The sequence below is a fragment of the Nostoc sp. DSM 114160 genome, assembly GCF_053470305.1.
Genome location: NZ_JBPFGO010000001.1, coordinates 2,650,388 through 2,672,849 on the forward strand (window position 1 = coordinate 2,650,388; position 22,462 = coordinate 2,672,849).

Genomic DNA, 22,462 nt, shown 5'->3' on the forward strand with positions numbered 1-22,462 from the left:
TGGCTCTAGTTCACCAAAAACTCCTACGACAGGTAACTAAATTTAAAGCTGGGGCATAATCTAAATAATGGTTTGCCATCAGCGATCGTCGGTGCATCTTTCGTGAACTCTTGCACCAGTTTGCATAACTGGTGTTAGGTGACAAATAAAAATTGATAAAAACCTTATAAGTAAAGTCTTCGCATATAAGACTGAGCAAAGGTTTCACTAAGTCAATAGCCTGGGATTAATCATCCCAGGCTTAATAGTTTAATGGGATCTGCCAGTTGAAGTCGGTGTTTTTTGCAAGGAAGCAATTAACAGGCAAACAATACCGATACTAATAAATGAATCTGCCACATTAAATACAGCAAAGTTAATCAAGCGAAAATCAAGAAAATCAACGACATAGCCTAAAACAAAACGGTCGATACCGTTGCCCATAGCTCCACCTAAAATCAAGCCATAGCCTAACTGATCCCACAAATTTAATGTTGGGCCAAGTAACGCCAATGCTATCAATACTAAACTCACTCCTAAAGATAGCCAGCGCAACCACTCTACTTTCCCACTCAACAGACTAAAAGCTGCACCAGTGTTAGTGACATACGTAAAGTGAAAGATACCAGGTAAGAGTGGTAGTGTCTGTCCCAAGCTAAAGCTTTGTACTACCCAGTACTTTGTTATTTGGTCTAAGAAAAAAGCAATGAAGGCAGCGATCCAGAAAAGACGATTTTTTAAATGCATGGCGAATTAGTCATTGGTCGTTGGTCGTTGGTCATTAGTCATTGGTCATTGGTCATGAGCTTTTGACAAATGACAAAGGACGAAAGGCAATGAACTAATAAAACATTAAGTGACGCAATATATATGCTATTACAGTAACTGCACAGACCACGGTTAGTTGACCTGGTAGTGCAAACCAGGAATATCTAAGGATTGCTTGTATCAAAGTTAGATTTTCTGTGCCTTTCCACTGAAAAAAATAGCTAATAATCAAATAAGTAATACCGCATAGGTGGAGAGTTAATAAGCCACAGACACAACTAAAGGCAAGAGTTTCTAGTCGAGGTCTCGCTTTAAAAGCAACTAAGCCACAAATCCAAGCTCCAGGAATAAAACCTAGTAAATAGCCAAACTGAGACAGCTTGACATAACCAATACCGCCGCCATCGGCAAATACTGGTAATAAGGTTAACCCCATGACTAAATAGGCAATTTGCGAGAGGGCACCTGCATTTTTGCCTCCTAAACAACCCACCAACAATACTGCGCCAATTTGAAAAGTGACACCTAAAGAAAAAGTCTGAATTCCGTGCTGACTCCAAGTCCAAGGTAAGGTGATGCCATAAACTTCTAAGAAGGTACCACCCATTGTCAGGAGTAAGCCAATCATAGACCATAGTAATTGATTGGAAGCAGCAAACATTTATCAGGCAACCAAGGAAAAGCAAAAGGGAAAACCAACAGCAACTAGTATATTCATTAATATTGAAATGAAATTTGTGCTGATATCTTAAGAACTAGCATATTTTCTTTTGCCTTTTTAGTATGTAATTTTTCAGTTTTACGAATTTCAGCTTAGGTGTCTATTGTCTAATTTTATTGACTGAGGCGTGTTCTGAATTCTGGTGTTTGACCGTAAATATAGTAAAATCTATATTATTCAGCTTGGTATTTATACTATTTTTTCAGATAATTGCCTAAATTGAGCTACAAAGTGCTTAATATTTATAGTGCTTATCAGTTGAGTCTAATACAGACCTAACAAGAACAGCCACTTCCCAAGGAAGTGAAATAAGATTCACAGCCTTTATCCTTTTAGGAGAGGTAGAAGTGTATTGGATACAAAGCAAAAGCGCTATTCCATACTAGAATTTTTTCACAACTGAGCCAAAGAATTTACTCTAATAATCAATTTTTGTAAATGCGTATGAGCTACTTAAACCAGTGCTATATATAACTAACGACTTCAGTAAAAGTATAAAAATTATCAAGCAGAACTAAAAATAAGGGTTTGTTCTTCATCAAAAAAAAACAAGCATTTTTTGTTCTATTAACCTATTGTTAATCTTTATTGCTGTCCTTTAGGAGTATCTTAGAAACGCTCACCTGAAAAGTTACTAAAAAATTGATAGCGATGCTCTCACGTCTTAGTGCAATAAAAACTCATCGCCTCACAGGTTCAATTTCAGTGTTAGCACTGACAATCAGCCTAGCAGCTTGTGGCGGACAGCAAACACCAGATGGTACAGCCACCAAAGATACGCCTTCTGGCACTGCTACAGATACTACTGCTTCTAGCCCAGCTAAATTAGACCTTGGCGGAACCGTAAAGTTAAGCGGGGCTGGTGCGTCTTTTCCGGCACCACTGTACGATACCTGGTTCACAGATTTAAACAAAAAATATCCCAATCTGCAAGTTGACTATGCATCAGTTGGTAGCGGTTCTGGAGTTGAACAATTTATCAAAGGTACTGTAGACTTTGGTGCCAGTGATGTTGCGATGAAGGATGAAGAAATTCAGAAAGTACCAGCAGATAGGGGTGTTATTTTACTGCCTGTAACTGCTGGTAGCATCGTGCTGGCTTATAACTTGCCTGATGTTCCAGAACTTAAACTGCCACGAGCTGTTTACGCTGATATTCTACTAGGCAAAATCACATCCTGGGATGATGCCCAAATTGCCAAGGCTAACCCAGGTGCAAAGCTTCCGAAAGAGGCAATCACAGTCGTTTATCGTTCCGATGGTAGCGGAACTACGGGTGTGTTTACAAAACACCTCAGCGCTATTAGCCCTGAGTGGAAGAGTAAAGTTGGTGAAGGCAAAACCGTCAACTGGCCTAAGGGAGTAGGTGCTAAAGGTAACGAGGGTGTTACTGCCCAAATCCAACAAACTCAAGGTTCCATTGGTTATGTTGAGTATGGCTATGCCAAACAAAATAGTCTCAAGTTCGCTGCTTTGGAAAATAAAGGCGGTAAGTTTGTTGTAGCTAGTGAGGAGTCAGCTTCTAAAACTCTTGAATCAGTACCTTTACCCGCAAATCTTCGCTCCTTCATTTCCGATCCCGAAGGGGCTGATTCCTATCCCATCGTTACTTACACCTGGATTTTGGCTTACAAGAAATACCCCAATGCGGCAAAAGCCAAGGCGATTGAAGCTGCAATCGAATACGCTTTAACTGATGGACAGAAGCAGGCTAGTGCATTAGGATATGTTCCTCTACCCTCAAATGTGATTACAAAGGTAGCTGCTGCTGCTGACCAAATCAGCCCAGAATATAAAATTTCTGTTGCCAGTGGTAATAGCGCTAGCAAGTAAGTAATAAAACACCCCTATCCAGTAGTAACTTTGTACACAGAGTTACTATTGTATAAGTCAGCTTAAATAGATGATGAGGCGACAATTTTACTAATCTGGTTGCCTCCATATTTCTCTCTGATTTAATTCTGAAAGTCGGTATTCATGACTACAAATTCTCAAAATCTGTCATCAGCGATGAAAAATCGCTCTGACGCCGAAAAATCCCTAGATTTGGGTTTTATCTGGCTGACTAAAATTTTCGCTTTTGGGGTTGCTGGTACTTTATTATGGATTGGGTGGCAGGTTGCAATTAGTGCTTGGCCTGCCATTCAACAGTTTGGTGTCAGCTTTTTAGCCAATACCACTTGGAATCCGGTTAATGATAGCTATGGAGTGCTACCCCAAATTTATGGAACTCTCTTGAGTTCTTTTATTGGTCTGCTGATTGCAGTACCAATTGGAATTGGTACTGCTGTTGTACTGAGCGAGGATTTTTTGCCCGCTAAAGTGAGACTGGTACTGGTTTTCGCAGTAGAACTGCTCGCAGCTATTCCCAGTGTTGTCTACGGGGTGTGGGGTATTTTCGTTTTAGTGCCAATCTTAACCAACTTGGGAAAATGGCTCAATGGTTACTTTGGCTGGCTGCCATTTTTTAGCACTTCTCCTACAGGTCCAGGAATGTTACCGGCGGGAGTCATCTTAGCAATTATGATTTTGCCCATCATCACAGCCTTATCCCGCGATGCCTTGATTTCTGTACCTCCAAGTTTGCGCCAAGCCTCTATAGGGCTGGGAGCAACCCGCTGGGAAACAATTTTGCAAGTTCTCATTCCAGCAGCTTTTTCGGGCATAGTTAGTGCTGTGATGCTGGGACTTGGCCGGGCAATGGGAGAAACAATGGCTGTAACGATGTTAATAGGAAACTCCAACAACATCAGTCTTTCTCTTTTAGCACCAGCCAATACAATTTCTTCTCTACTGGCAAATCAATTCTCAGAAGCGAGTGGTTTGCAAGTTGCGGCTTTAATGTACGCGGCTTTAATTTTATTTTTTTTAACACTGGTAGTCAATATTCTGGCAGAGTTGATCGTTCTGAGAGTCAAGCGAATATAGCTTAGTTTTGAGTTAAATTATGACTTCTAATTTTCCAGAGCGCAGTTTAACTCGCTCTCCCACGTCTCAAAGGACACTGTTTAATACAGTAATGACCGTAATCGCTTTTACTTGCGGAGTATTGGCACTTTTACCTTTGCTAGCAGTGCTTTCTTACGTGATTATTAAAGGCTTTAGCAGTCTGAATCTGGCCGTGTTTGTTGAATTGCCACCTAAAGCTCTCCAAAAAGGAGGAGGCTTTGGTAATGCAATTTTAGGCACGCTACTGATGGTAGGAATTGCTGCCTTGATAAGTATCCCCTTTGGAGTTTTAGGGGCAATTTACATCACAGAATTTAGTTCGGCGAAAGTAGCTAGATGGGTGCGTTTTGCGGCTAACGTCCTTAGCGGAGTCCCCTCCATTATTGCTGGGGTATTTGCCTATGGGATTGTAGTTTTGACAATGGTAAAGTTGAACTTAGGATCGTATTCAGCTCTAGCTGGAGGGTTTGCACTGGCAATTTTGATGTTGCCAATTATTCTGCGAACTACTGATGAAGCGTTACAGTTAGTATCGCAAGATTTGCGACAAGCTTCTGTAGGGTTGGGAGCGACTAACTTTCAAACTGTAAGTCAAGTAGTCTTACCAGCAGCTTTACCAGCTATTGTAACTGGGGCAACGCTAGCGATCGCCAGAGCATCTGGAGAAACCGCACCTTTGCTATTTACTGCCCTATTTTCTAACTTTTGGCCAGATGGTTTATTCCAACCAACAGCTTCCCTGGCTGTTTTAGTTTACAAATACGCCATTTCTCCGTTTAAAAATTGGCAATCTCTAGCTTGGGCAGCATCTTTGATTTTGGTATTGATGGTTCTAATCACAAGTATCATCGCTCGCTGGGTAACTCGCAAAAAAGCTTAGTAAGCAACCATCCACAGTGCAGATCCCCATCGCTCAAACAAACACTAGATTTAATTTATGGCTACCAATACTAGGACAGTGAATGACACTGATACCGTTTTACGCACTGAAAATCTCAACGTTTACTATGGCAAGTTTTTAGCCTTACAGAATATTTGGCTAGATATACCCAAAAATCAGGTTACTGCTTTTATCGGCCCTTCTGGTTGTGGTAAAAGTACCTTGTTGCGATGCTATAACCGTCTCAATGACCTGATTGAGTCATTTCGGGCAGAAGGTAAAATACTTTTTTATGATAAAAATTTGTATGCATCCGACATCGACCCTGTAGAAGTGCGTCGAAGAATTGGGATGGTGTTTCAAAGACCAAACCCATTTCCCAAATCAATTTATGACAATATTACTTTTGGAGCCAAAATCAATGGCTATAAAGGTAATTTAGATGAATTAGTAGAAAGCAGTCTCAGAAAAGCAGCTTTGTGGGATGAAGTCAAAGATAAACTACAGCAAAGTGGCTCGTCTTTATCGGGTGGACAACAACAACGGTTATGTATTGCTCGCGCGATCGCAGTACAACCTGAAATTATCCTGATGGATGAACCTTGCTCTGCTCTTGACCCCATTTCCACCTTGCGTGTTGAAGAACTGATTCACGAACTTAAAGAGCAATATACTATTGTCATTGTCACCCATAATATGCAGCAAGCAGCGCGTGTTTCTGATAAGACAGCCTTTTTTAATGTTCGGACTTCCGAAACAGGAACCCGTAATGGCTATATGGTAGAGTATGATGCAACAGAAGTAATTTTCAACAATCCTCAGCAGGAAGATACTAGAGATTACGTCAGCGGCAAATTTGGATAAATATTTATTTCACATTACATTGTTGATATTAAAGCAATGAGGGATACTCGGAAATTAAAGTTGTGCGATATTCCTCTATGTTTTTTATTTGAAGGACTTTTTTCTTCCCAACAAACTTCATCTCCATGCTGTCTGATGTCTATTACTTGGTGCGCTCAAAAACTGACGGGAATTATCTGATAGCTCGTCCTGATACTGAAACATCTTATTTATTGCTGTTTCAAGAAAACTTTGACGCCCTTAGCTATCTCAACGCCCATGCAGCAGAAGTGGCAAATCGTTTTGCTGTAGAATCCATTGCGCGTACACAGTTGGGAAATTTGCTCAAACGCTGGGGTTTTAGCGGTGTGGGTATTGTGACTGACCCCGTTATTGCCCAAAGTTGAATTTTTACAGCACAGTTAAAAGCAGTTTTGCTATCTTGAGAAAAAGTAGGCGACTCAATTAAGAAAACCAGTTATCGAGTTGAAGTTCGTGAAAATCGGTATAGTCTGAAATAGGTGTAGGCAGAATTACAGCAACTTGTTGCCCCTGTCGCATAATTTGTACTGATTCACCTTGTTCAACTTCATGAAAAATTTTATCTAGATTTGTAGGAATTTGCTCAATTGAATACTGCTGAGACATTGCGTTTTCTCCTCTGTCAGTTACTAAAATAAAATCTAAAAATATTGGGTGGAGCGATGCCTATGGCAGCAAGCTACGCTCCACCCAACCTAAAATAATCTAATTATTAACTACTAATTCGCTACCTCAGCCACTTCGATAACTCGCCCTTCATAGTCCTTGACCAAAAAGTTCAGGGGTTTGTGGTTACGAATCTTCAATTTCAAACCACGCATTTCGACTCGCATTAAAATCATTTCCAGACAGTCGTGGTCAAAACAAACGTGGCGTTGCTGATTTTTGCTACCTAAACTTGCACCAGTAATGACGTGTAGCTGGGTATTTTTCTTCAATTGATACCACAGCCCATCGTTGGCATTATTCATCATTTTGCTAGACAAGCTCGGCCCTGTAGACATATATAAGGGATCGATGCCAGTTGCGCCTATAGTTTGTTCGTAGTTGTAGTAGTAGTGCAATGGCACCTCTGCTGCTGGCAAATCTAGCAGTCCTTCATACAACTGTCGGGCAATCTCCAAATCTGACACCATTACAGTGTGTACTTTTGGGGCACTGGTGAGAAACATCCACATGGCACCAGCGTAAGCTGCTAGCAGCATTACCATAATGCCTTGGGTGGAGAATAGGCTATCTAAGGGCAGGGAAGGCAGAAAGGAGCCTAAAGTAAGGGGACTGAGCAGGAACGAGATCGCACTAACTACTATAACCATGAACAAATAAGGATTCTTTAAGAGAGTTGATTTTATGATTGTCGATTAAGACTAAAATTAAGTCCTTGTTTTTAGTTTATCAATACTCAACTAGTCTGAGTCTTGTCTACAAACTGAGCAACACCAAGATATTATGCGATTAACTAGGGGAGTGCAATTCCCAAAACTATTTTAACAATTATCAACTCCAAGACTTGTGCAAATTCCTCATTTTCCCGAAGCTAATCACCCACTGGTGAAGTCGCTGTTCCATCACAGCGACCATGAACTACTGACTCTGTTTCAGCGCTATCCAGATGCCGGAAAGTACTTTACGGTGATTTTTTGCCGTTATAGCCCCATAGTCTACACCTTAATTCGGCATTCGGCGCGATCGCCTGTGCAGGCAGATTATCTGTTTGCCCTTACGTGGCGACATATTTATTACGAACTCGGTGGACTCAAGTTAACTGACTCTGAATCAGGTGAGGAAGCTTTAACCATGCAGAATTGGTTAATTAATATGACAGCTTTCTGTATCAATGAGATTAAACTACCACCCACAGAAGCAATTCATTATTCTCTGCAAGCGACTTCACCGCCGCTATGGTGCTACGTACAACAGGCATTAGACCAACTACCGCCAGTTTTACGATTAATTGTATTAATGGCTCAAACTTTCCATTGGAGTGAAACTAGAATCGCTGCTTATCTACAAGCTGAAGGAGAAGCGATCGCTCCTCATGAAGTAGCCAATTTTCTCCAGGAAGGCTATCGTATGCTAGAGGACAAATTGCCCACAGATATCCGCGCTATATACTTTGGAGAAGATTTAGCTCAATCATAACTTATGTATAAATGCGTATATTACTTGTCTTCAATTTTTCAACTTAAAACTTTTTCTTAGACCTTCTACTTAAACCCGCAACTTTACGGGTAATTTTTATGAAACAACAGCTTGTATTTCCCTGCCAAAAGGTAGGCTTAATTTGTGTAGGTGCGATTTCTTGTCCCCAGGTACTTTTACACAGCTTTTTCCTGTTTGCTTTTTTGCTGAGTCCTGTAGCGGGTGCGGTTGATATTTCCGAACAACTCCATCGCCCTTTAAATAATTCCGTTGGGCGACAATCAAGAGATGAAGCAGACGGTTTGCTGCGTATTGGTCAACAAGAATACGCTTCAGGACATGCCGACAAAACAATTGCGTCTTGTTTGCGAGCATTAGAACTATATCATTCCATTGGCGACCTAAAAGCACAAGGTTTGACATACAATTTGCTTGCTAAGGCTTATGTGCAGCTTGGTAGTTCAAAAGAGGCAGAAGATGCTTTCAGAAGAGGATTAGCGATCGCTCGTGATATTAAAGACTTTCAATCTCAGATTTTTGTGCTGAATAATATCGGTACATTTCTGCTGCAAAAAGGCGAATCTGCTGCTGCTGGTGAAACAATTGAAGATGCACTCGCAATTGCTCACGGGGTGAAAAATATTGAAGGTGAAGGATTGTCTTTGAGTAATTTGGGTTTGGTAAGTGCCAGGTTGGGAGATTATAACAAGGCGATTAAACTGTATGAAAATGCTTTAATTTTCCGCCGTCAGACTGGCGATGCCATCGGTGAAGCAAATACCTTGAATAACTTAGGAGATGCTTATTTAGCATCTGGAAATTATCAAGATACCATTGCTACTTATGGTGAAGCAATGCGGACAGCTAAAACCAATCGCGATCGCACTAATCAATTACGGGCAATTGACGGTTTAGTTACAGCTCACACTGCTGTCGGACGTTACGAACGCGCTTTTGACTTACTAGAGGAGCGTTTAGCACTCGCTAAAGAATTGCAAAATTTACGCGAAGAATTAAAATCTTTTGAATCTTATGCCCAGTTATATAAGCAACAAGGTAATTACCTAACTGCCCGCAATTTTTACGAAAGGGCAATTATACTGGCGCGGACATTGCAAGATAGCAGACAAGAAGTGCAATTGCGGGATCAATTAACTCAAATGCTTCAGCGAAAGTAGCAATAAGACACCGAAAATCTTTTGCATTATTGAAAGTAGGGGCAATTCATGAATTGCCCCTATTTTGTATAAGTTAATTCACGCCTTAGCCCGACTAATTCAAGAACACTGAACCGTTTCGTTCAATTCTCATCGCACTTCTGCCCTGTGTTGCATTAGTGGCTTCCTTAAATGTGACTTCCAAACTTCCTGGTTCTGAAGAACCTTGCGGAGTCACTATTAACTGTCCGCCATCTTGTCGTTCAAATGTTACTGTTACTGGTGCTTTTAAAGCTTGCAGCGTTACATCTGACTTACCTTCTAGCGATCGCGGTGCGGTATCGCCAATCACTTGGAAAGTTATCCTAGCCGCAGTATTATTCACTAACTTGATATTCACCATCCCGTTAGTGAGTGCGATCGTCGCATTGGGGGCTTGCCGTGGTTCTACCTGTGGTTGTTGGTCATTGGAAACCGTAGGTGGTGAAGGCTGTTGAGTTCGATCGCCAGGAATTGGGCGTGATGGTCTAGCACCTGGTTGTGGTGGCACAGGAGACACTTGCCCCTCAGCCGGAGGAACTGGGCGTGGTGGTACGGGAGATACTTGCCCCTCAGTTGGAGGAACTGGGCGTGGTGGTGTGACACCTGATTCTGGCGAACCGGGAGCCTGAGAGCGGTTGTAGGGTGGTTCGCTAAAAATACTGGGACTTGGGTTAACCTTGACAGGAGAATTTTGTGCTAATACTTGAGGAATTGCTGGCAGACTAATTAGCAATCCCCCACAAAGAGCGCCAAATAACTTGCTAGACTGGCGAAAATTTTGAGACTTCATATTCATTCTTGACTCCTAGAAAACTTCAATTTGTTTGTTACAAAAATTTCTCTAGCCGGAAATTAAATTAGGTTTTAATCGGTCTTTGAGTACATCTAAATATTCAACCAACCACTTGATTTATCGCATCTAGCTAAAGATACGAAAATCATCTCAAAAATTTTGAAAGATTTCATTCTCAAGATTTGAAATGTTAATCATTGTCATTAAATACATTTCGATCGCAGTCAAATTCAGTGTACTACGAGAGGATTTATTTTCTCGATCGTAATTAAAGTCAAATTGAATCGAATAAAATTTTACATCTATCACAAGAAATAAAAATTTATTAATAAATTAATACTCAAGAGTTATTGGCAAAGTGATAGTAAAGGTAGTACCAATGCCTTGGGCACTTTCAACTTGAATATGACCGTGATGATGTTCGACAATAGCTTGAGCGATCGCTAATCCCAATCCTGAACCTGTAGCGCTGGCTGTGGCTGTATTCCCTGTTCTATGAGTACGTGCTGGGTCTACTCGATAAAAGCGGTCAAACAAACGTGGTAGTGCTTCCGCTGGAATTCCAACTCCGGTATCACTCACCTTAACTTGCAACTGGGCACTGGTGTTACGTAGTCCAGAAACACGATTTATTCCTTCTATCCGCGCCAATTCCACTTTCACGCGTCCACCTGCTGGAGTGTAATGCAAAGCGTTAGCAATTAAATTTGTGAACAGCCGCACCAATTGATCCCAATTACCTACAAGGGTGAACCAATTCTCCAGTAATTCGGGGCTAGTTTCAGAGATAGGAGGGTCAACTAAGTCTAGAGAAAGGGCAATTTCTTTTTCAGGGATTAACAATTGTTGTTCTTCAACCACCTCTATTAGCAAAGCGTCCAACGGACAAGGTGAAAAAGTATCTTTGCTAATACCGCTATCTTGTCTTGCTAGGAAGAGTAAGTCATTGACTAACTTACCTAAACGTTGCGTTAACCGTTCCACCACCTTTAACTGTTGTCGATATTGTAAAGAAGTAGTCGTTTCTGTTTCTGCTAAATCCAAGTCAGCAAGGGCAACTTGCACATTAGTTTGAATCAAAGTGATCGGACTTCTCAGTTCGTGGGAAGCATCAGCAGTGAATTGTTTAAGACGTTGATAAGATTCACCCACCGGTTCCATCGCTTTACCGGAAAGAAACCAACCACTTGCACCTACAGAAAGCACCATTAATCCAATACCTAATGCCAAATCAAAAATTAACTGGCGACTAGGTTTAGTAACTTCAAACCAGGGATGACTAACGCGCAGATATCCTAATACTTGTCGTTTCACTTCTACGCGTTGGGTGACTTGGCGTAATAAGAGTGGGGAGTTAGAAATTTTGAATTTTGAATTTTCACTTTCTGCTTTGACTACGCGTACAGTTTCACCAGTACGATTGACACGAATCGGAATATTTAGGGGTTCAGATAGCGTTGACCAAAGTAATTTACCAGTTGGACTAAACCATTCTAAATCAATGTGGTCATCTTCTCCAGTGTCGGTATTATTACCAAAACTAGCTTCTACGTTAATGCGAAATTTATCTGCATCAGTATTAATTGGCTCAAATATTAGTGTAGATGCACAACCGCTGGTTGTGAGACAACGCTCCACTATTTCCACTACATGGTTAAGGGTGTCATCAATCCGCTCAATCAGTGTAGTACGAACGTATAAATAAACGCCACTGGCAAACAGTAGCAGTAATACAGCAGTGACGGCAGTGTACCAAATTGCAAGACGACGGCGAGTAGCTTGAAACATCTTTTCACTTACTTTTTTTGACTAAATATCATCAAATTACGTGTTAATAATAATTTTAAATTGATTTTTATTATCAAGATTTTTTCAAGATAATACTGGTTAATTTTTTTGCGATCGCATCAAATTTTAAAGTTAAAAAATATTATTTTGTCTGTAACAATAATTATAGATATAACTCAATACCGTTCAGTTAAGAAAATTGTAGGTTGGGTAGAACGAAGTGAAACCCAACAAAGTCAAGGAAGTGTTGGGTTTCGTTCCAGGGCAAACGCATCTTATTTACCAACCTCTAAGCGATCGCATATATTTTGTTGTAGTCTCATACTGATTTATGGGCAATGAATGCTGCATGATATTTGGGCAGATTGTACTGACCATAATTACGTACAATCTCGACTTGGAAACCAACTTGACGAAGTTTTTCTGCGATATCTGTCGCTTCATATAACTGCTGATAGTGGACTTCATCATCCCGCCTGTAGTGTTCTCCCATTTTCCGAAAGGTGATAATTCGACGGGTGAGTATTCCCTGCTTTTGATCCTCATTTTTTTCGACAAGTACTATCCAATCCTCTCCTTCATTGAATCCCTTAGTTGTGATTTTTGGTGCAACCTGTCGTGGCTCTGCAATATCGAAAATTAAGATACCTCCAGAAGCTAAGGCGTTGTATATGCGGTCAAATAGATCAACCAGCATTTGAGAATGGGGATCTGGATCGAACAAGTAATTAAAGCATTCACCGATCGATATCACGGCATGACACGGTGAAATTTCAGCTTTGAAAAACGATTTGACTCGGAACTCTGCATCTGGCACTCTTTTACGAGCGATTTCAATCATTGACTCAGAGATATCAATTCCGAGAACACGATAATTAGCCTTCGTCAGTTCTTGTGCTGATAATCCACTTCCACACCCCAAATCTACCACTAGCCCGTCCCGTATTCCGCTCTGATTCAGGATTTCTATAATGCCGGGAGCAGATTTGAGAGCGTAATTACTATAACCGACATCGTGGATATATGCGAGATCGTCCTTGTACCACCCTTTCATCTTGCGACTCTTCTATTTATTCAATTTATTTACCTTGCCATGTTCTCTCAGTTTCGCACCAGTTGCTACAAGTCGGAGAACGCTAGTTTTTAGCTAGAAGTTATACCAATTTGAAAAAATAATGCAACAAATAGACCATTTGTAGAAACGCGATGAATCGCGTCTTTACCAAAGGATATGTTGCAATCATTAGTTGAATTGGTATAACAGTTGAGTATTTTTTCAGTTGCAAGTCACTTGAATACGAGACGCTGTACAAAAAATAGTACAGCGTTAGTTAGGAACGAGCATCTAAAAAAGCATTATTACAAATTACAAATTGATATTAAACCTTTACCAAAACGGCCTCCCGCAGCTTGCCAATCACATCACTCAGATTACCCGTATTCAGGCGGTAACTCAGAGGATGAGCAATCAATCGCGCCGTGCTTTCATACAGACTAGCAATTTCAATCAAACCATTTTCGCGCAAAGTTCGCCCTGTAGAAACCAAATCTACGATCGCTTCTGACATACCAGTAATTGGCCCTAACTCTACTGAACCATACAATGGCACTATTTCCACAGGTAAATCCAGGCTATGGAAATATTCACGAGCGCAATTTACATATTTTGAAGCAACTCTACCATGCGGTGGTAAATCTAAAGGCGAGCGGTAAGAACTTGATTCTTTTACCGCCACTGACATCCGACAATGACCAAACTGCAAATCTACCAAGTGGGCAACTTGCGGCTGCTTCTCTCGCAGCACATCGTAACCAACAACCCCTAGTTGTGCTTGACCATATTCCACATAAACAGGTACATCTTGCGCCCGTACCAGTAAAGCTTTTGCAACTCCCTTAGTGTCAGGAATTTGAAGTTGGCGAGTTCCTGAATCTAAAAAAGCACTAAAATCTAATCCGACAGCTTGTAGCAAGCGGATGCTATTTTTAAGTAGTTCCCCTTTTGGCAATGCAACAGTCAGCATTTTTTTGATTGGTATCCTTAGCGTCTTGGCAGTTGAATAATATTGAGAATATCTCTATATGCTTACCACAAGCAGCATGAGAATTTTATTAGTTGATGATGAAGTTGAACTAACTCAACCTTTGAGCCGCTTGTTAACTCGTGAGGGTTATGCCGTAGATGCCGTTTATGATGGGACATCTGGCAGCGAACTTGCACAGACTGGCAGTTATGACCCTACTTATTTTAGATTGGATGCTGCCAGGAAAAACGGGGTTAGAGATTTGTCAGGAATTGCGCCGCCAAAGCAAAACCACTCCCGTATTGTTTCTTACAGCTAAAGATACTCTTGATGACCGCGTACAAGGTTTAGATGCTGGTGCGGACGACTATTTGGTTAAACCTTTTGAACTGCGGGAGTTATTAGCAAGAGTCCGTGCTTTGTTGCGTCGTTCCGGTACTCAAACTTATGAGACTACCACCGGACGTTTAACCGTCGCTGATTTAGAACTCGATTGTGAAAATCAAGTAGCCTATCGTCAAGGACGAATAATTGAGCTATCGCAAAAGGAAAGCCAGTTGTTGCAATACTTTATGGAACACACTGGACAACTTTTAACTCATGCTCAGATTATGCAAAATTTGTGGCAAGAAGAAGAACCTAGTAGTAATGTGATAGCGGCATTAATTCGTTTGCTGCGCCGTAAGATTGAGGTAGGTAAAGAAACTGCGCTCATTCACACAGTCTACGGCAAAGGCTATCGTTTTGGTGCTTCCTCAATGGAGTCAGTTACTAACGGATAAGCATTGGGGAACGAAACAGGTTATGTTAGTAACAAACGGACAAGCTGTCGTTACTAACGAATAAGTGTTGGTAACAAAACAGGTTGTATTGGTAAGAATACATAAGTTGTCGTTACTAACGGATAAGCATTCGTAACAAAAAAAGTCAAGACGTTTGGGACAGAAACCAAGTTGCACAATACTGGCTTTCAAATTCTTTGCTATACAGGGATTGTGACAATCCTTGGTAAGAAATTAATTGCTAAGTTTCTTAGTTTCGTTTCGTTGATTGTCCTACTATAACAATATTGTTATAGTAAAAAGGGATACTGTGCCTGAAACCCGTGTTGTTTTCTACCAAGAAGAGGAAGGGGAAGTTCCTGTCCTTGAATGGCTGACACGACTTTTGAAAGAAGACCGCAAAGGTTATGCAAACTGTGTTGCTCGAATCAAACAACTTGCGGCTTCAGGCTACGAACTCCGTCGCCCGGCTGCTGATTACTTGCGCGATGGGATATATGAGCTTCGGGCAAAGCATATCTGTGTGCAATATCGCATTCTGTACTTCTTTCATGGTCAAAATGTGGCAATTCTCGCTCACGCTATCACAAAAGAAGAAGCATCTGTACCACCAATTGATATTGAACGGGCGATCGCTCGAAAGGTTTTATTTGAAGAAAACCCAGAAGTTCACACCTACGTAGAGGAGCAAAAAGATGGTCAAGACTAGCAATGCTATAAAAATCATTGACAAAATGACTAGCAGCGACCCTGAGCTTGAGGCAATGGTGGCAGAAGCTTCAATCAATGCAGAAGTGGCACAGTTGATTTATGAAGCTAGAACAAAAGCAGGATTAACACAGAAACAACTGGCTGAACTTGTTGGCACAAAACAGCCTGTGATTGCACGGCTGGAAAATGCTGATTACGAGGGACACTCTCTGTCAATACTCCAAAAAATCGCTCAGGCTCTTAATCAGCGAGTAGTGATTCATTTGACTCCATTGGAACATGAACAAAGTGCATAATGTCATACAAAGGTTTCAGAGTAAGCGTTCGTGCAACGACTCCGCAGGAGTATCGCGTTTTGAAAAAAATGGATAAAGTCGAGCTTAAGATTTACCTAAATAATGATTAATTTGAAGTTGCAGTTTGTCTCTTAATTGTTGCGCTTGTTGATAAGCTACTGCACGCCATTTCTTTGAGTGGTTGTCCAATTCTACTAGTTCCAAAGGTTGAATAAAGTAACGCAAACGAGTTCTCATTGCCCAAACTCCCATTGAGGGAAACACAAGTAAGGCAAACATCAAAGGCGACAAAGGTAAGAATGGTAGTTTGACTAGTCGTTGTAACTTGGTGAAATTAACAGCCCAAGGATGCAGAGATTCACTGCCGATGCAAACTACTGGCAGAATGGGAATATGATAGCGATCGCTCAACTGAATAAAACTCACATGAAACTTTTCTAGTTGATAGCGTCTTCTCCAACCTTTACCAGGCCCGCGAGTACCTTCGGGTGCATATAAAAGAATTTTACCTTGGGCAATAGCTGACTCAAAATCATCTAATTCGGCTCGCACTCCACCTAAAACCTGCGACCATTGAGTTGGTAGCCACCAAATCACCCAAGGATGCTCAAATAATACTGGATTTGCTATCGGTTGGACTACCCATCCTTTGCCTTCACTTAATAAATAAGCCAAGGTTAAAAAGTCCCAAGGGAAACACATCCCGGCATGATTCATTGCCACAATCAATGGCCCTGTTGGCGGCAAGTTTTCAACTTGTTGTAACTCTCCCCGAAAATAGTATTTAACGATAGGGGCCAGAATTTCTTTGCCAAAAGCTTGTTGATATTTAGGATCGAATTCACCAACTTCTTTTCGAGGTGAACGAAAACCCAAACGCAACCAACGACTCAGCAACGCTAGATAAAATCCACCAGGAATTAAAAATAATCCATATTCTAGCCAATTCCAACCATCTGGATCTGGGTGGTAGTGCTGCCAATGGCGATTGAATAAAATTAGCCACCCTGGAGGATACCAAAGACAAAACCAATCAAACCAGTTAAATATATAGCCTTCACCTGGTACATTTTCCTGTTGACTGTTTAATAAGTTTTCCGAGCGTTGATTAATCAAAACAGTTAAAAATTAGGATTAGGCAAAATGATTTTATTAAAAGCGCATTATAGCTTCTTAGTTTTGTAACTGCCATCTTACCAGAGAAGTACACGGATAAAGGCATAACGTGTTGTGCCCATACGATTATCTGTAACTCACCATTTAGCAATCTGCCGTAGTTGCTATACTAGCGAGATAAAAGCTTTTATCAAATCCAAAATGAGCTTGTATATAGATACTTGTTATATAAAAAATATGAAAAATTAATCTCAATGCAATTCATGAAAATCTCACGCGCCACCATTTTTTTAGCTGTGCGCGATCGCGGATCGGAATTTAATTAAACCGCCTTAAATGATACTATTGCGAATCTTATATCAAGCAAAATTTAATGTTTATTTTAGATATACCTTCTACAGCCAACAGTAAGCCACGAACACTAATAACTGAATATTGATGTTCCGCCAAAAGATGAGATTGATAACGACTGATGATTATTAAAACTCATCCTCAAGCTGGAGACGAATGGCGAGACATCTGTCCTACTCTTCCTACTATGGAACTAAGAAAACCAATCAAAATTTCAGATTTGATCCGCGAACTTCGGCAGCAACTCCATCTTTCTCAAGAAAAGTTTGCAGCCAAGTTAGGAGTTTCTTTACGAACAATCAATCGTTGGGAGAACGGATCTACAGTGCCTTCACAGATGGCACTAAAGCTGATTGAAGAAATGTTAGAAAGGATGGGCAAAGCAGATAAAAGATTAGTGAACGAGTATCTCCCAAAATCGGAGCAACGGGAGGACTTTTAGGATGGCGGTGAAAGTACCTGAAAAAATTTGGATAATGCGTTATCGCTTCATAGCATTTAGTGTGATGATTTTGGCAGTCATAACGGCACTGCTGTTGACAAAAGTATTACTGCCAGTTTTCGATCCGAGCGTGTTGACATTATTTTATGCTGCTGTGGCAGTCAGCGCCTGGTATGGTGGTATGAAACTGGGAGTACTAGCGATCGCTTTATCTGTGACAACTGCGCTCTATTTCTCGATCGATCCAGTCTACTCCTTCGATTTCCTCAGCTTCAAAGTTCTGGTACGATTAACCACATTCTCACTAGTATCCTTCTTAATTACTGCGCTTTCTTCAGAGTTGCGAACTGCTAGACGCAAAGCAGAGACAAGCCTCAAGTTGTTGCAAAATAGCGAAATGCGGTTTAGCCGACTGGCAAAATCCAACATCATTGGGGTAATCGTAACTGATATCAACAAGGGCTTCATCATCGAAGCCAATGATGCTTTTCTGAAGATGATCGGCTATACGCGAGAAGATTTCTCGGCTAACCAAATAAACTGGCGCGAGATTACCCCACCGGAGTATCTTCTTTTGAGCGAACGTTTAGTGGAAGAAGTGAAAGCTACAGGAATATGTAAGCCTTTTGAGAAAGAATACATTCGTAAAGATGGCGATCGCATTCCGGTTCTGCTCGGTTCTGTAATGCTGGGAGATAATCAAGAAACGGTCATTGCCTTTGTTATTGATTTGAGCGAACAGCAAGCTGCGCTACGCGAATGCAAACAAGCAGAAGCAGCATTGCAGCAAGCCAATCAGCGGAACACACGCACTCTAGAAAACATGAGTGATGCATTTATTACTCTAGACCGGGACTGGCGCATCATCTACCAAAATGCCGAAGCAGAGCGAATTAACGGTAAACCCCGGACAGAGGTCATTGGTAAGTCGCACTGGGAGGAGTGGCCTATATTATTGGGCACGAATTTAGAGCGTCAATACCGACGGGCGATGGCAGAGCAAATTCCCGTCCATTTCGAGTATCACTACTACTTACCACCCAAGCATGACTTGTGGGTGGAGATTCACGCTTATCCTAGTGAAGATGGTCTTGACATTTTCTTCCGAGACATCACTGAACGCAAACAAGTAGAACGAACTTTACGACAGAAAGAGGAACGTCTGAGGTTAGCGAACGAGCGGTTTGAGTTAGCAGCATCTGCGGTCAACTGTCTGATTTATGACTGGAATATAGAACAAGATAGCGTTGAAAGAACTGATGGGTTAACTCGAATTTTGGGCTATTCTCTTGCAGAAGCTGAAGCAACTGGTAGTTGGTGGCGTGAGCTTGTCCATCCAGAGGATTTGCAACACGTACAAGAAGAAGCGCGAGTTGCTTTGGCAAATAGCGATCGCTATACTGCCGAGTACCGAATTCGCAACAAAAACAATCAGTATATCTATGTATTAGATCGAGGAATAGTGGTGCAACGGGATGCTGATGGCAAGCCAGTACGTTTAGTTGGTAGCACTACAGATATCAGCAAACGCAAACAGGCAGAAGCAGCAATCCAAGCAAGTGAAGAACGGCTTAGGAGTTTTGTGAAAGCTAATATAGTTGGCATTCTCTTTGGTGATGTGAATGGTAGCATCACTGAAGCCAACGACGAGTTTTTGCGAATTGTCGGCTATACCCAAGAGGATATCCAAGCAGGTAGATTAAGCTGGGCTGATATCACGCCATCTGAGTATCAATATTTAGATGAACTAGCTATTGCCGAAGCAATAGCGAAGGGAACCTGTACTCCTTATGAGAAGGAATTTATTCGCAAAGATGGTTCCAGCGTCCCAGTTGTAGTTGGCTACTCCCTTTTAGGAGAATCTCGGCATAAATCAGTCGCATTTATTCTGGATATTAGCGATCTCAAACAAGCTAAAAAAGCACTGAGTCAAAGCCAAGAGCAATTTCAAGCTTTTATGGATAATATTCCCGCCGCCGCATGGATTACGAATGCATACGGACGCGTACTTTACCTCAGTCCGACTTATTTGAGCATGTTCAATGTAGCAACAAATAAGGCGATCGATAAAAACATTTTTGATCTATACCCAGTCCAAATTGCTCAACCCCTCCTCGATAACATTAGAATAGTTGCCGAAAGGAATCAGGTTGTTCAAACGATTGAGTCTGCCCCACGCACAGATGGCACCCTTGGCGAATTTTTTGTTTATAAGTTTCCCATTGCCGATGCCTCTGGTCAACGCCTAGTAGGAGGGGTTGCAATTGACATTACCGAACGCGAACGCGCCCTTCGCGAACGTCAGCTTGCAGAACAAGCATTACAAGAGCGCAGTGAAAGACTTAAACTGCTTTCGGAAACGACCAGTGATTTGCTTTCAACCGAGCGCCCCTTGGATCTAATGAACAGCTTGTTTAACAAACTCTCGGCGCAAATGGATTTGCACTGTTACTTTCACTATTTAATCGATACACACGAAAATAAACAGAAACTCCGGTTAGTAGCTTGGAACGGCATTACTGATGAAGTATTTCAAGCAATTGAATATATGGAATTTAATCAAGGGATATGCGGACTAGTGGTGCAAGAACGCCGTCAAATCGTCGTCAATAATGTGCCGCGCTCTACCCATCCTCATGCCAACATCCTGAATGCTTTAGGAATTACAGCCTATGCAGGTCAACCGTTAATTGCTCAAGGAAAGCTGCTTGGCGTCCTCTGCTTTGCCAGTCGCACCCGTACCAATTTCACTTCTGGGGAAATAACTCTATTACAAGCAACCTCCGATCAGGTGGCGGTTGCTCTGGAACGCGCTCAGTTAATGGCTTCGTTACAGCGACGCAAAGAAGAATTAATCCAAGCTAATCGAATCAAAGATGAGTTTTTGGCGGTGCTTTCCCACGAACTTCGCACGCCGCTAAACCCGATTTTGGGATGGTCGAAATTACTACAAACGAAAAAGTATGATGAAGCAACCACTACTCGCGCTCTCGAAACCATTGAGCGCAATGCCAAGCTGCAAACCCAATTAATCGAAGATTTACTGGATGTCTCTCGCATTCTCCAAGGTAAGCTGAGTTTGAATATTGCTTCTGTAAATTTAGAAACTGCGATCGCCGCAGCAATAGAAACTGTACGTCTAGCTGCTGAAGCCAAATCGATCGATTTGCAATTTACGATTTTAGACTTCGACGCAAGCACTCAGTCCTTACCTGCGGGACGCTACGCGAAGGACAAGGCTCAGGAACCATCGAAGGATTTTGGATTAGACAATTCTCAAATAAATTTAGACTCTATCGATTTTAATCAGCAACCTAACAATTTAAAATGCCAAACTTCAAATTCTAAATTTTTAGTCAGAGGTGATTCCAGTCGCTTGCAGCAAGTTATCTGGAATCTAGTTTCCAATGCTATTAAGTTTACACCCCAAGGTGGAGAGATAGAAATCAGTTTAGAGTCTGTTGGTTCTCAGGTTAAATTGCGAGTCAGTGATACAGGTAAGGGAATTAGCCCTGACTTTTTACCATTCGTCTTTGACTACTTTCGACAAGCTGATGGTGCAACCACTAGAAAATTTGGCGGACTGGGCTTAGGATTAGCTATTGTTCGTCACATTGTCGAGCTACACGGCGGCACAGTTAAGGCAGAAAGTTTGGGTGAAGAACAGGGATCGATCTTTACAGTCATGCTACCGTTAATCGAGGTCGATTTAAATAGCCATCAGATTGCCTCTCAAGCTGATGATTTGCCCGATTTCAAGGGGTTGAAAGTTCTGCTTGTGGATGATGAGCGGGATACACGAGAGTTAATTGCTTTCATTTTGGAGCAATCTGGCGCGGTAGTAATCCAGGCGGCATCTGCGATGGAAGCACTCCAAATTATGCCTCAGTTCCAGCCAAATTTGCTGTTAAGCGACATTGGAATGCCAGAAGTAGACGGCTATATGCTAATTCGTCAAATTAGAGCTATGTCACCAGAACTTGGAGGAAAAATTCCCGCGATCGCTCTTACAGCTTATGCTGGTGAGGTTGATTATCAACAGGCAATTGCCGCCGGATTTGGGCAGCATATCACCAAACCAGTGGAGCCAGCTAAATTACTTCGTGCGATCGCTAACCTAATTTATAGTTGTAGCAATTGTTAATAGATAGACTCCATAATTTTGTATTTATAAGCTTTCAAACCAGAAAGCAACATTACTACACTTGCCTCATCGGTGAGAATCCAAACTAAACTTACTATTTGTCAATTAGAAATTATGCTGGAAATGGAGACGAAACGAAGTAACTAAATTAACTACCGTACTGGACTTAGTGGGCAAGAATGAATCATGTGTATCGCTAGAGTTTAGTCTAGTTCTCGGTGCGAAACTCAGAAGGCTCATTCTATAAAGCCTAAAAGCCTTGGTTTTAGTTCCTAGAAACATCTTAAATTCGTATGCTTATTTTTTTTTGGAAATTTACTTTTGCACCGGCTTTATCGTCGAACTAGTCTAAACCCAGGTATTAAGATGAGGCGATCAACTGCTCAAAAATTATCTTTCCGACCCGATTTTTAGCAATATTTTAAGTACTATTCTCTATTGACAAATGATATTTGACCTTGACCTCTCACGAATGCACCTGCTCAATTTCTC

At 41.4% G+C, this 22,462-nt stretch carries 19 protein-coding genes and 2 pseudogenes; 12 read left to right on the forward strand and 9 right to left on the reverse strand.

Going from position 1 to position 22,462, the window contains the following annotated elements; translation table 11 throughout:
• Nucleotides 1–249 precede the first annotated feature (249 nt).
• Nucleotides 250–726: a signal peptidase II gene (lspA, locus tag NSTCB13_RS11820; protein WP_445629702.1), complete on the reverse strand. Its 477-nt coding sequence runs from the start codon at nt 724–726 to the stop codon at nt 250–252.
• A 94-nt stretch (nt 727–820) separates the two neighbouring features.
• Nucleotides 821–1,408 carry a biotin transporter BioY gene (locus tag NSTCB13_RS11825; protein WP_445629703.1) on the reverse strand — a complete coding sequence of 196 codons (588 nt, stop codon included), beginning with the start codon at nt 1,406–1,408 and terminating at the stop codon, nt 821–823.
• Nucleotides 1,409–2,119: 711 nt separating this feature from the next.
• Between NSTCB13_RS11825 and pstS the strand changes: the two genes are divergently transcribed.
• The 5 genes and pseudogenes from pstS to NSTCB13_RS11850 all read left to right on the forward strand — a co-directional run bounded on the left by pstS (nt 2,120) and on the right by NSTCB13_RS11850 (nt 6,566).
• Entirely contained in the window at nt 2,120–3,301 is a 1,182-nt protein-coding gene (gene pstS / locus NSTCB13_RS11830; protein WP_322694170.1) for a phosphate ABC transporter substrate-binding protein PstS, read from the forward strand.
• A 144-nt stretch (nt 3,302–3,445) separates the two neighbouring features.
• Nucleotides 3,446–4,396 carry a phosphate ABC transporter permease subunit PstC gene (gene pstC / locus NSTCB13_RS11835; RefSeq protein ID WP_445629704.1) on the forward strand — a complete coding sequence of 317 codons (951 nt, stop codon included), beginning with the start codon at nt 3,446–3,448 and terminating at the stop codon, nt 4,394–4,396.
• 19 nt (nt 4,397–4,415) lie between these two features.
• Nucleotides 4,416–5,297, forward strand: a complete 882-nt coding sequence (gene pstA, locus NSTCB13_RS11840) for a phosphate ABC transporter permease PstA (protein WP_448270002.1) — start codon at nt 4,416–4,418, stop codon at nt 5,295–5,297.
• A 57-nt stretch (nt 5,298–5,354) separates the two neighbouring features.
• Nucleotides 5,355–6,161, forward strand: coding sequence for a phosphate ABC transporter ATP-binding protein PstB (pstB, locus tag NSTCB13_RS11845; protein WP_322694172.1), 807 nt, complete (start codon nt 5,355–5,357; stop codon nt 6,159–6,161).
• Between the two features lie 125 nt (nt 6,162–6,286).
• Nucleotides 6,287–6,566: pseudogene (locus NSTCB13_RS11850) on the forward strand (hypothetical protein).
• Nucleotides 6,567–6,605: 39 nt separating this feature from the next.
• Here NSTCB13_RS11850 and NSTCB13_RS11855 read toward each other — a convergent pair.
• Both NSTCB13_RS11855 and NSTCB13_RS11860 read right to left on the reverse strand, forming a co-directional pair.
• Entirely contained in the window at nt 6,606–6,788 is a 183-nt protein-coding gene (locus tag NSTCB13_RS11855; RefSeq protein ID WP_448272473.1) for a type II toxin-antitoxin system Phd/YefM family antitoxin, read from the reverse strand.
• A 113-nt stretch (nt 6,789–6,901) separates the two neighbouring features.
• On the reverse strand, nt 6,902–7,498 hold the full coding sequence (locus NSTCB13_RS11860) for a glyoxalase-like domain protein (protein WP_445629713.1): 597 nt from the start codon (nt 7,496–7,498) through the stop codon (nt 6,902–6,904).
• Nucleotides 7,499–7,694: 196 nt separating this feature from the next.
• Between NSTCB13_RS11860 and NSTCB13_RS11865 the strand changes: the two genes are divergently transcribed.
• Together NSTCB13_RS11865 and NSTCB13_RS11870 are read left to right on the forward strand one after the other, a co-directional pair.
• Nucleotides 7,695–8,324, forward strand: a complete 630-nt coding sequence (locus tag NSTCB13_RS11865; protein ID WP_448272474.1) for a sigma-70 family RNA polymerase sigma factor — start codon at nt 7,695–7,697, stop codon at nt 8,322–8,324.
• Between the two features lie 98 nt (nt 8,325–8,422).
• Nucleotides 8,423–9,502, forward strand: a complete 1,080-nt coding sequence (locus NSTCB13_RS11870; RefSeq protein ID WP_448272475.1) for a tetratricopeptide repeat protein — start codon at nt 8,423–8,425, stop codon at nt 9,500–9,502.
• Nucleotides 9,503–9,596: 94 nt separating this feature from the next.
• On the opposite strand, the gene NSTCB13_RS11875 is transcribed toward NSTCB13_RS11870, so the two are convergent.
• From NSTCB13_RS11875 to hisG, 4 genes are all read right to left on the reverse strand, one after another.
• Nucleotides 9,597–10,313 carry a hypothetical protein gene (locus NSTCB13_RS11875; RefSeq protein WP_445629716.1) on the reverse strand — a complete coding sequence of 239 codons (717 nt, stop codon included), beginning with the start codon at nt 10,311–10,313 and terminating at the stop codon, nt 9,597–9,599.
• Between the two features lie 336 nt (nt 10,314–10,649).
• A complete protein-coding gene (locus NSTCB13_RS11880; RefSeq protein WP_448272476.1) occupies nt 10,650–12,104 on the reverse strand; it encodes a sensor histidine kinase in 1,455 nt (484 codons plus the stop codon).
• Nucleotides 12,105–12,423: 319 nt separating this feature from the next.
• Entirely contained in the window at nt 12,424–13,158 is a 735-nt protein-coding gene (locus tag NSTCB13_RS11885; RefSeq protein ID WP_448272477.1) for a class I SAM-dependent methyltransferase, read from the reverse strand.
• A gap of 325 nt (nt 13,159–13,483) precedes the next feature.
• Entirely contained in the window at nt 13,484–14,128 is a 645-nt protein-coding gene (gene hisG / locus NSTCB13_RS11890) for an ATP phosphoribosyltransferase (RefSeq protein WP_445629718.1), read from the reverse strand.
• 76 nt (nt 14,129–14,204) lie between these two features.
• On the opposite strand from hisG, the pseudogene rppA reads away from it, so the two are divergent.
• From rppA to NSTCB13_RS11905, 3 genes and pseudogenes are all read left to right on the forward strand, one after another.
• A pseudogene (gene rppA, locus NSTCB13_RS11895) lies at nt 14,205–14,910 on the forward strand (two-component system response regulator RppA).
• A gap of 310 nt (nt 14,911–15,220) precedes the next feature.
• Nucleotides 15,221–15,619, forward strand: a complete 399-nt coding sequence (locus NSTCB13_RS11900; RefSeq protein WP_448272478.1) for a type II toxin-antitoxin system RelE/ParE family toxin — start codon at nt 15,221–15,223, stop codon at nt 15,617–15,619.
• A complete protein-coding gene (locus tag NSTCB13_RS11905; RefSeq protein ID WP_448272479.1) occupies nt 15,606–15,917 on the forward strand; it encodes a helix-turn-helix domain-containing protein in 312 nt (103 codons plus the stop codon). Before NSTCB13_RS11900 ends, NSTCB13_RS11905 begins: the two co-directional genes overlap by 14 nt.
• A gap of 84 nt (nt 15,918–16,001) precedes the next feature.
• Here the strand turns inward: NSTCB13_RS11905 and NSTCB13_RS11910 are convergent, their stop codons facing one another.
• Complete coding sequence (locus tag NSTCB13_RS11910) at nt 16,002–17,033, reverse strand: 1-acyl-sn-glycerol-3-phosphate acyltransferase (RefSeq protein WP_448272480.1); 1,032 nt, start codon at nt 17,031–17,033, stop codon at nt 16,002–16,004.
• A gap of 472 nt (nt 17,034–17,505) precedes the next feature.
• Here NSTCB13_RS11910 and NSTCB13_RS11915 point away from each other — a divergent pair, with 472 nt between their 5' ends.
• Both NSTCB13_RS11915 and NSTCB13_RS11920 read left to right on the forward strand, forming a co-directional pair.
• On the forward strand, nt 17,506–17,826 hold the full coding sequence (locus NSTCB13_RS11915) for a helix-turn-helix domain-containing protein (protein WP_448270024.1): 321 nt from the start codon (nt 17,506–17,508) through the stop codon (nt 17,824–17,826).
• Between the two features lies 1 nt (nt 17,827).
• Nucleotides 17,828–21,970, forward strand: coding sequence for a PAS domain S-box protein (locus NSTCB13_RS11920; RefSeq protein ID WP_448272481.1), 4,143 nt, complete (start codon nt 17,828–17,830; stop codon nt 21,968–21,970).
• Nucleotides 21,971–22,462: the final 492 nt, after the last annotated feature.

Coding starts and splice junctions, on each gene's coding strand:
- NSTCB13_RS11825 (WP_445629703.1), bottom strand. CDS start 1,408: ATGTTTGCTGCTTCCAATCAATTACTATGGTCTATGATTGGCTTACTC.
- NSTCB13_RS11870 (WP_448272475.1), top strand. CDS start 8,423: ATGAAACAACAGCTTGTATTTCCCTGCCAAAAGGTAGGCTTAATTTGT.
- pstC (WP_445629704.1), top strand. CDS start 3,446: ATGACTACAAATTCTCAAAATCTGTCATCAGCGATGAAAAATCGCTCT.
- NSTCB13_RS11875 (WP_445629716.1), bottom strand. CDS start 10,313: ATGAAGTCTCAAAATTTTCGCCAGTCTAGCAAGTTATTTGGCGCTCTT.
- lspA (WP_445629702.1), bottom strand. CDS start 726: ATGCATTTAAAAAATCGTCTTTTCTGGATCGCTGCCTTCATTGCTTTT.
- NSTCB13_RS11880 (WP_448272476.1), bottom strand. CDS start 12,104: ATGTTTCAAGCTACTCGCCGTCGTCTTGCAATTTGGTACACTGCCGTC.
- hisG (WP_445629718.1), bottom strand. CDS start 14,128: ATGCTGACTGTTGCATTGCCAAAAGGGGAACTACTTAAAAATAGCATC.
- NSTCB13_RS11920 (WP_448272481.1), top strand. CDS start 17,828: ATGGCGGTGAAAGTACCTGAAAAAATTTGGATAATGCGTTATCGCTTC.
- NSTCB13_RS11885 (WP_448272477.1), bottom strand. CDS start 13,158: ATGAAAGGGTGGTACAAGGACGATCTCGCATATATCCACGATGTCGGT.
- NSTCB13_RS11860 (WP_445629713.1), bottom strand. CDS start 7,498: ATGGTTATAGTAGTTAGTGCGATCTCGTTCCTGCTCAGTCCCCTTACT.
- pstA (WP_448270002.1), top strand. CDS start 4,416: ATGACTTCTAATTTTCCAGAGCGCAGTTTAACTCGCTCTCCCACGTCT.
- NSTCB13_RS11855 (WP_448272473.1), bottom strand. CDS start 6,788: ATGTCTCAGCAGTATTCAATTGAGCAAATTCCTACAAATCTAGATAAA.
- pstB (WP_322694172.1), top strand. CDS start 5,355: ATGGCTACCAATACTAGGACAGTGAATGACACTGATACCGTTTTACGC.
- NSTCB13_RS11905 (WP_448272479.1), top strand. CDS start 15,606: ATGGTCAAGACTAGCAATGCTATAAAAATCATTGACAAAATGACTAGC.
- NSTCB13_RS11915 (WP_448270024.1), top strand. CDS start 17,506: ATGATTATTAAAACTCATCCTCAAGCTGGAGACGAATGGCGAGACATC.
- pstS (WP_322694170.1), top strand. CDS start 2,120: ATGCTCTCACGTCTTAGTGCAATAAAAACTCATCGCCTCACAGGTTCA.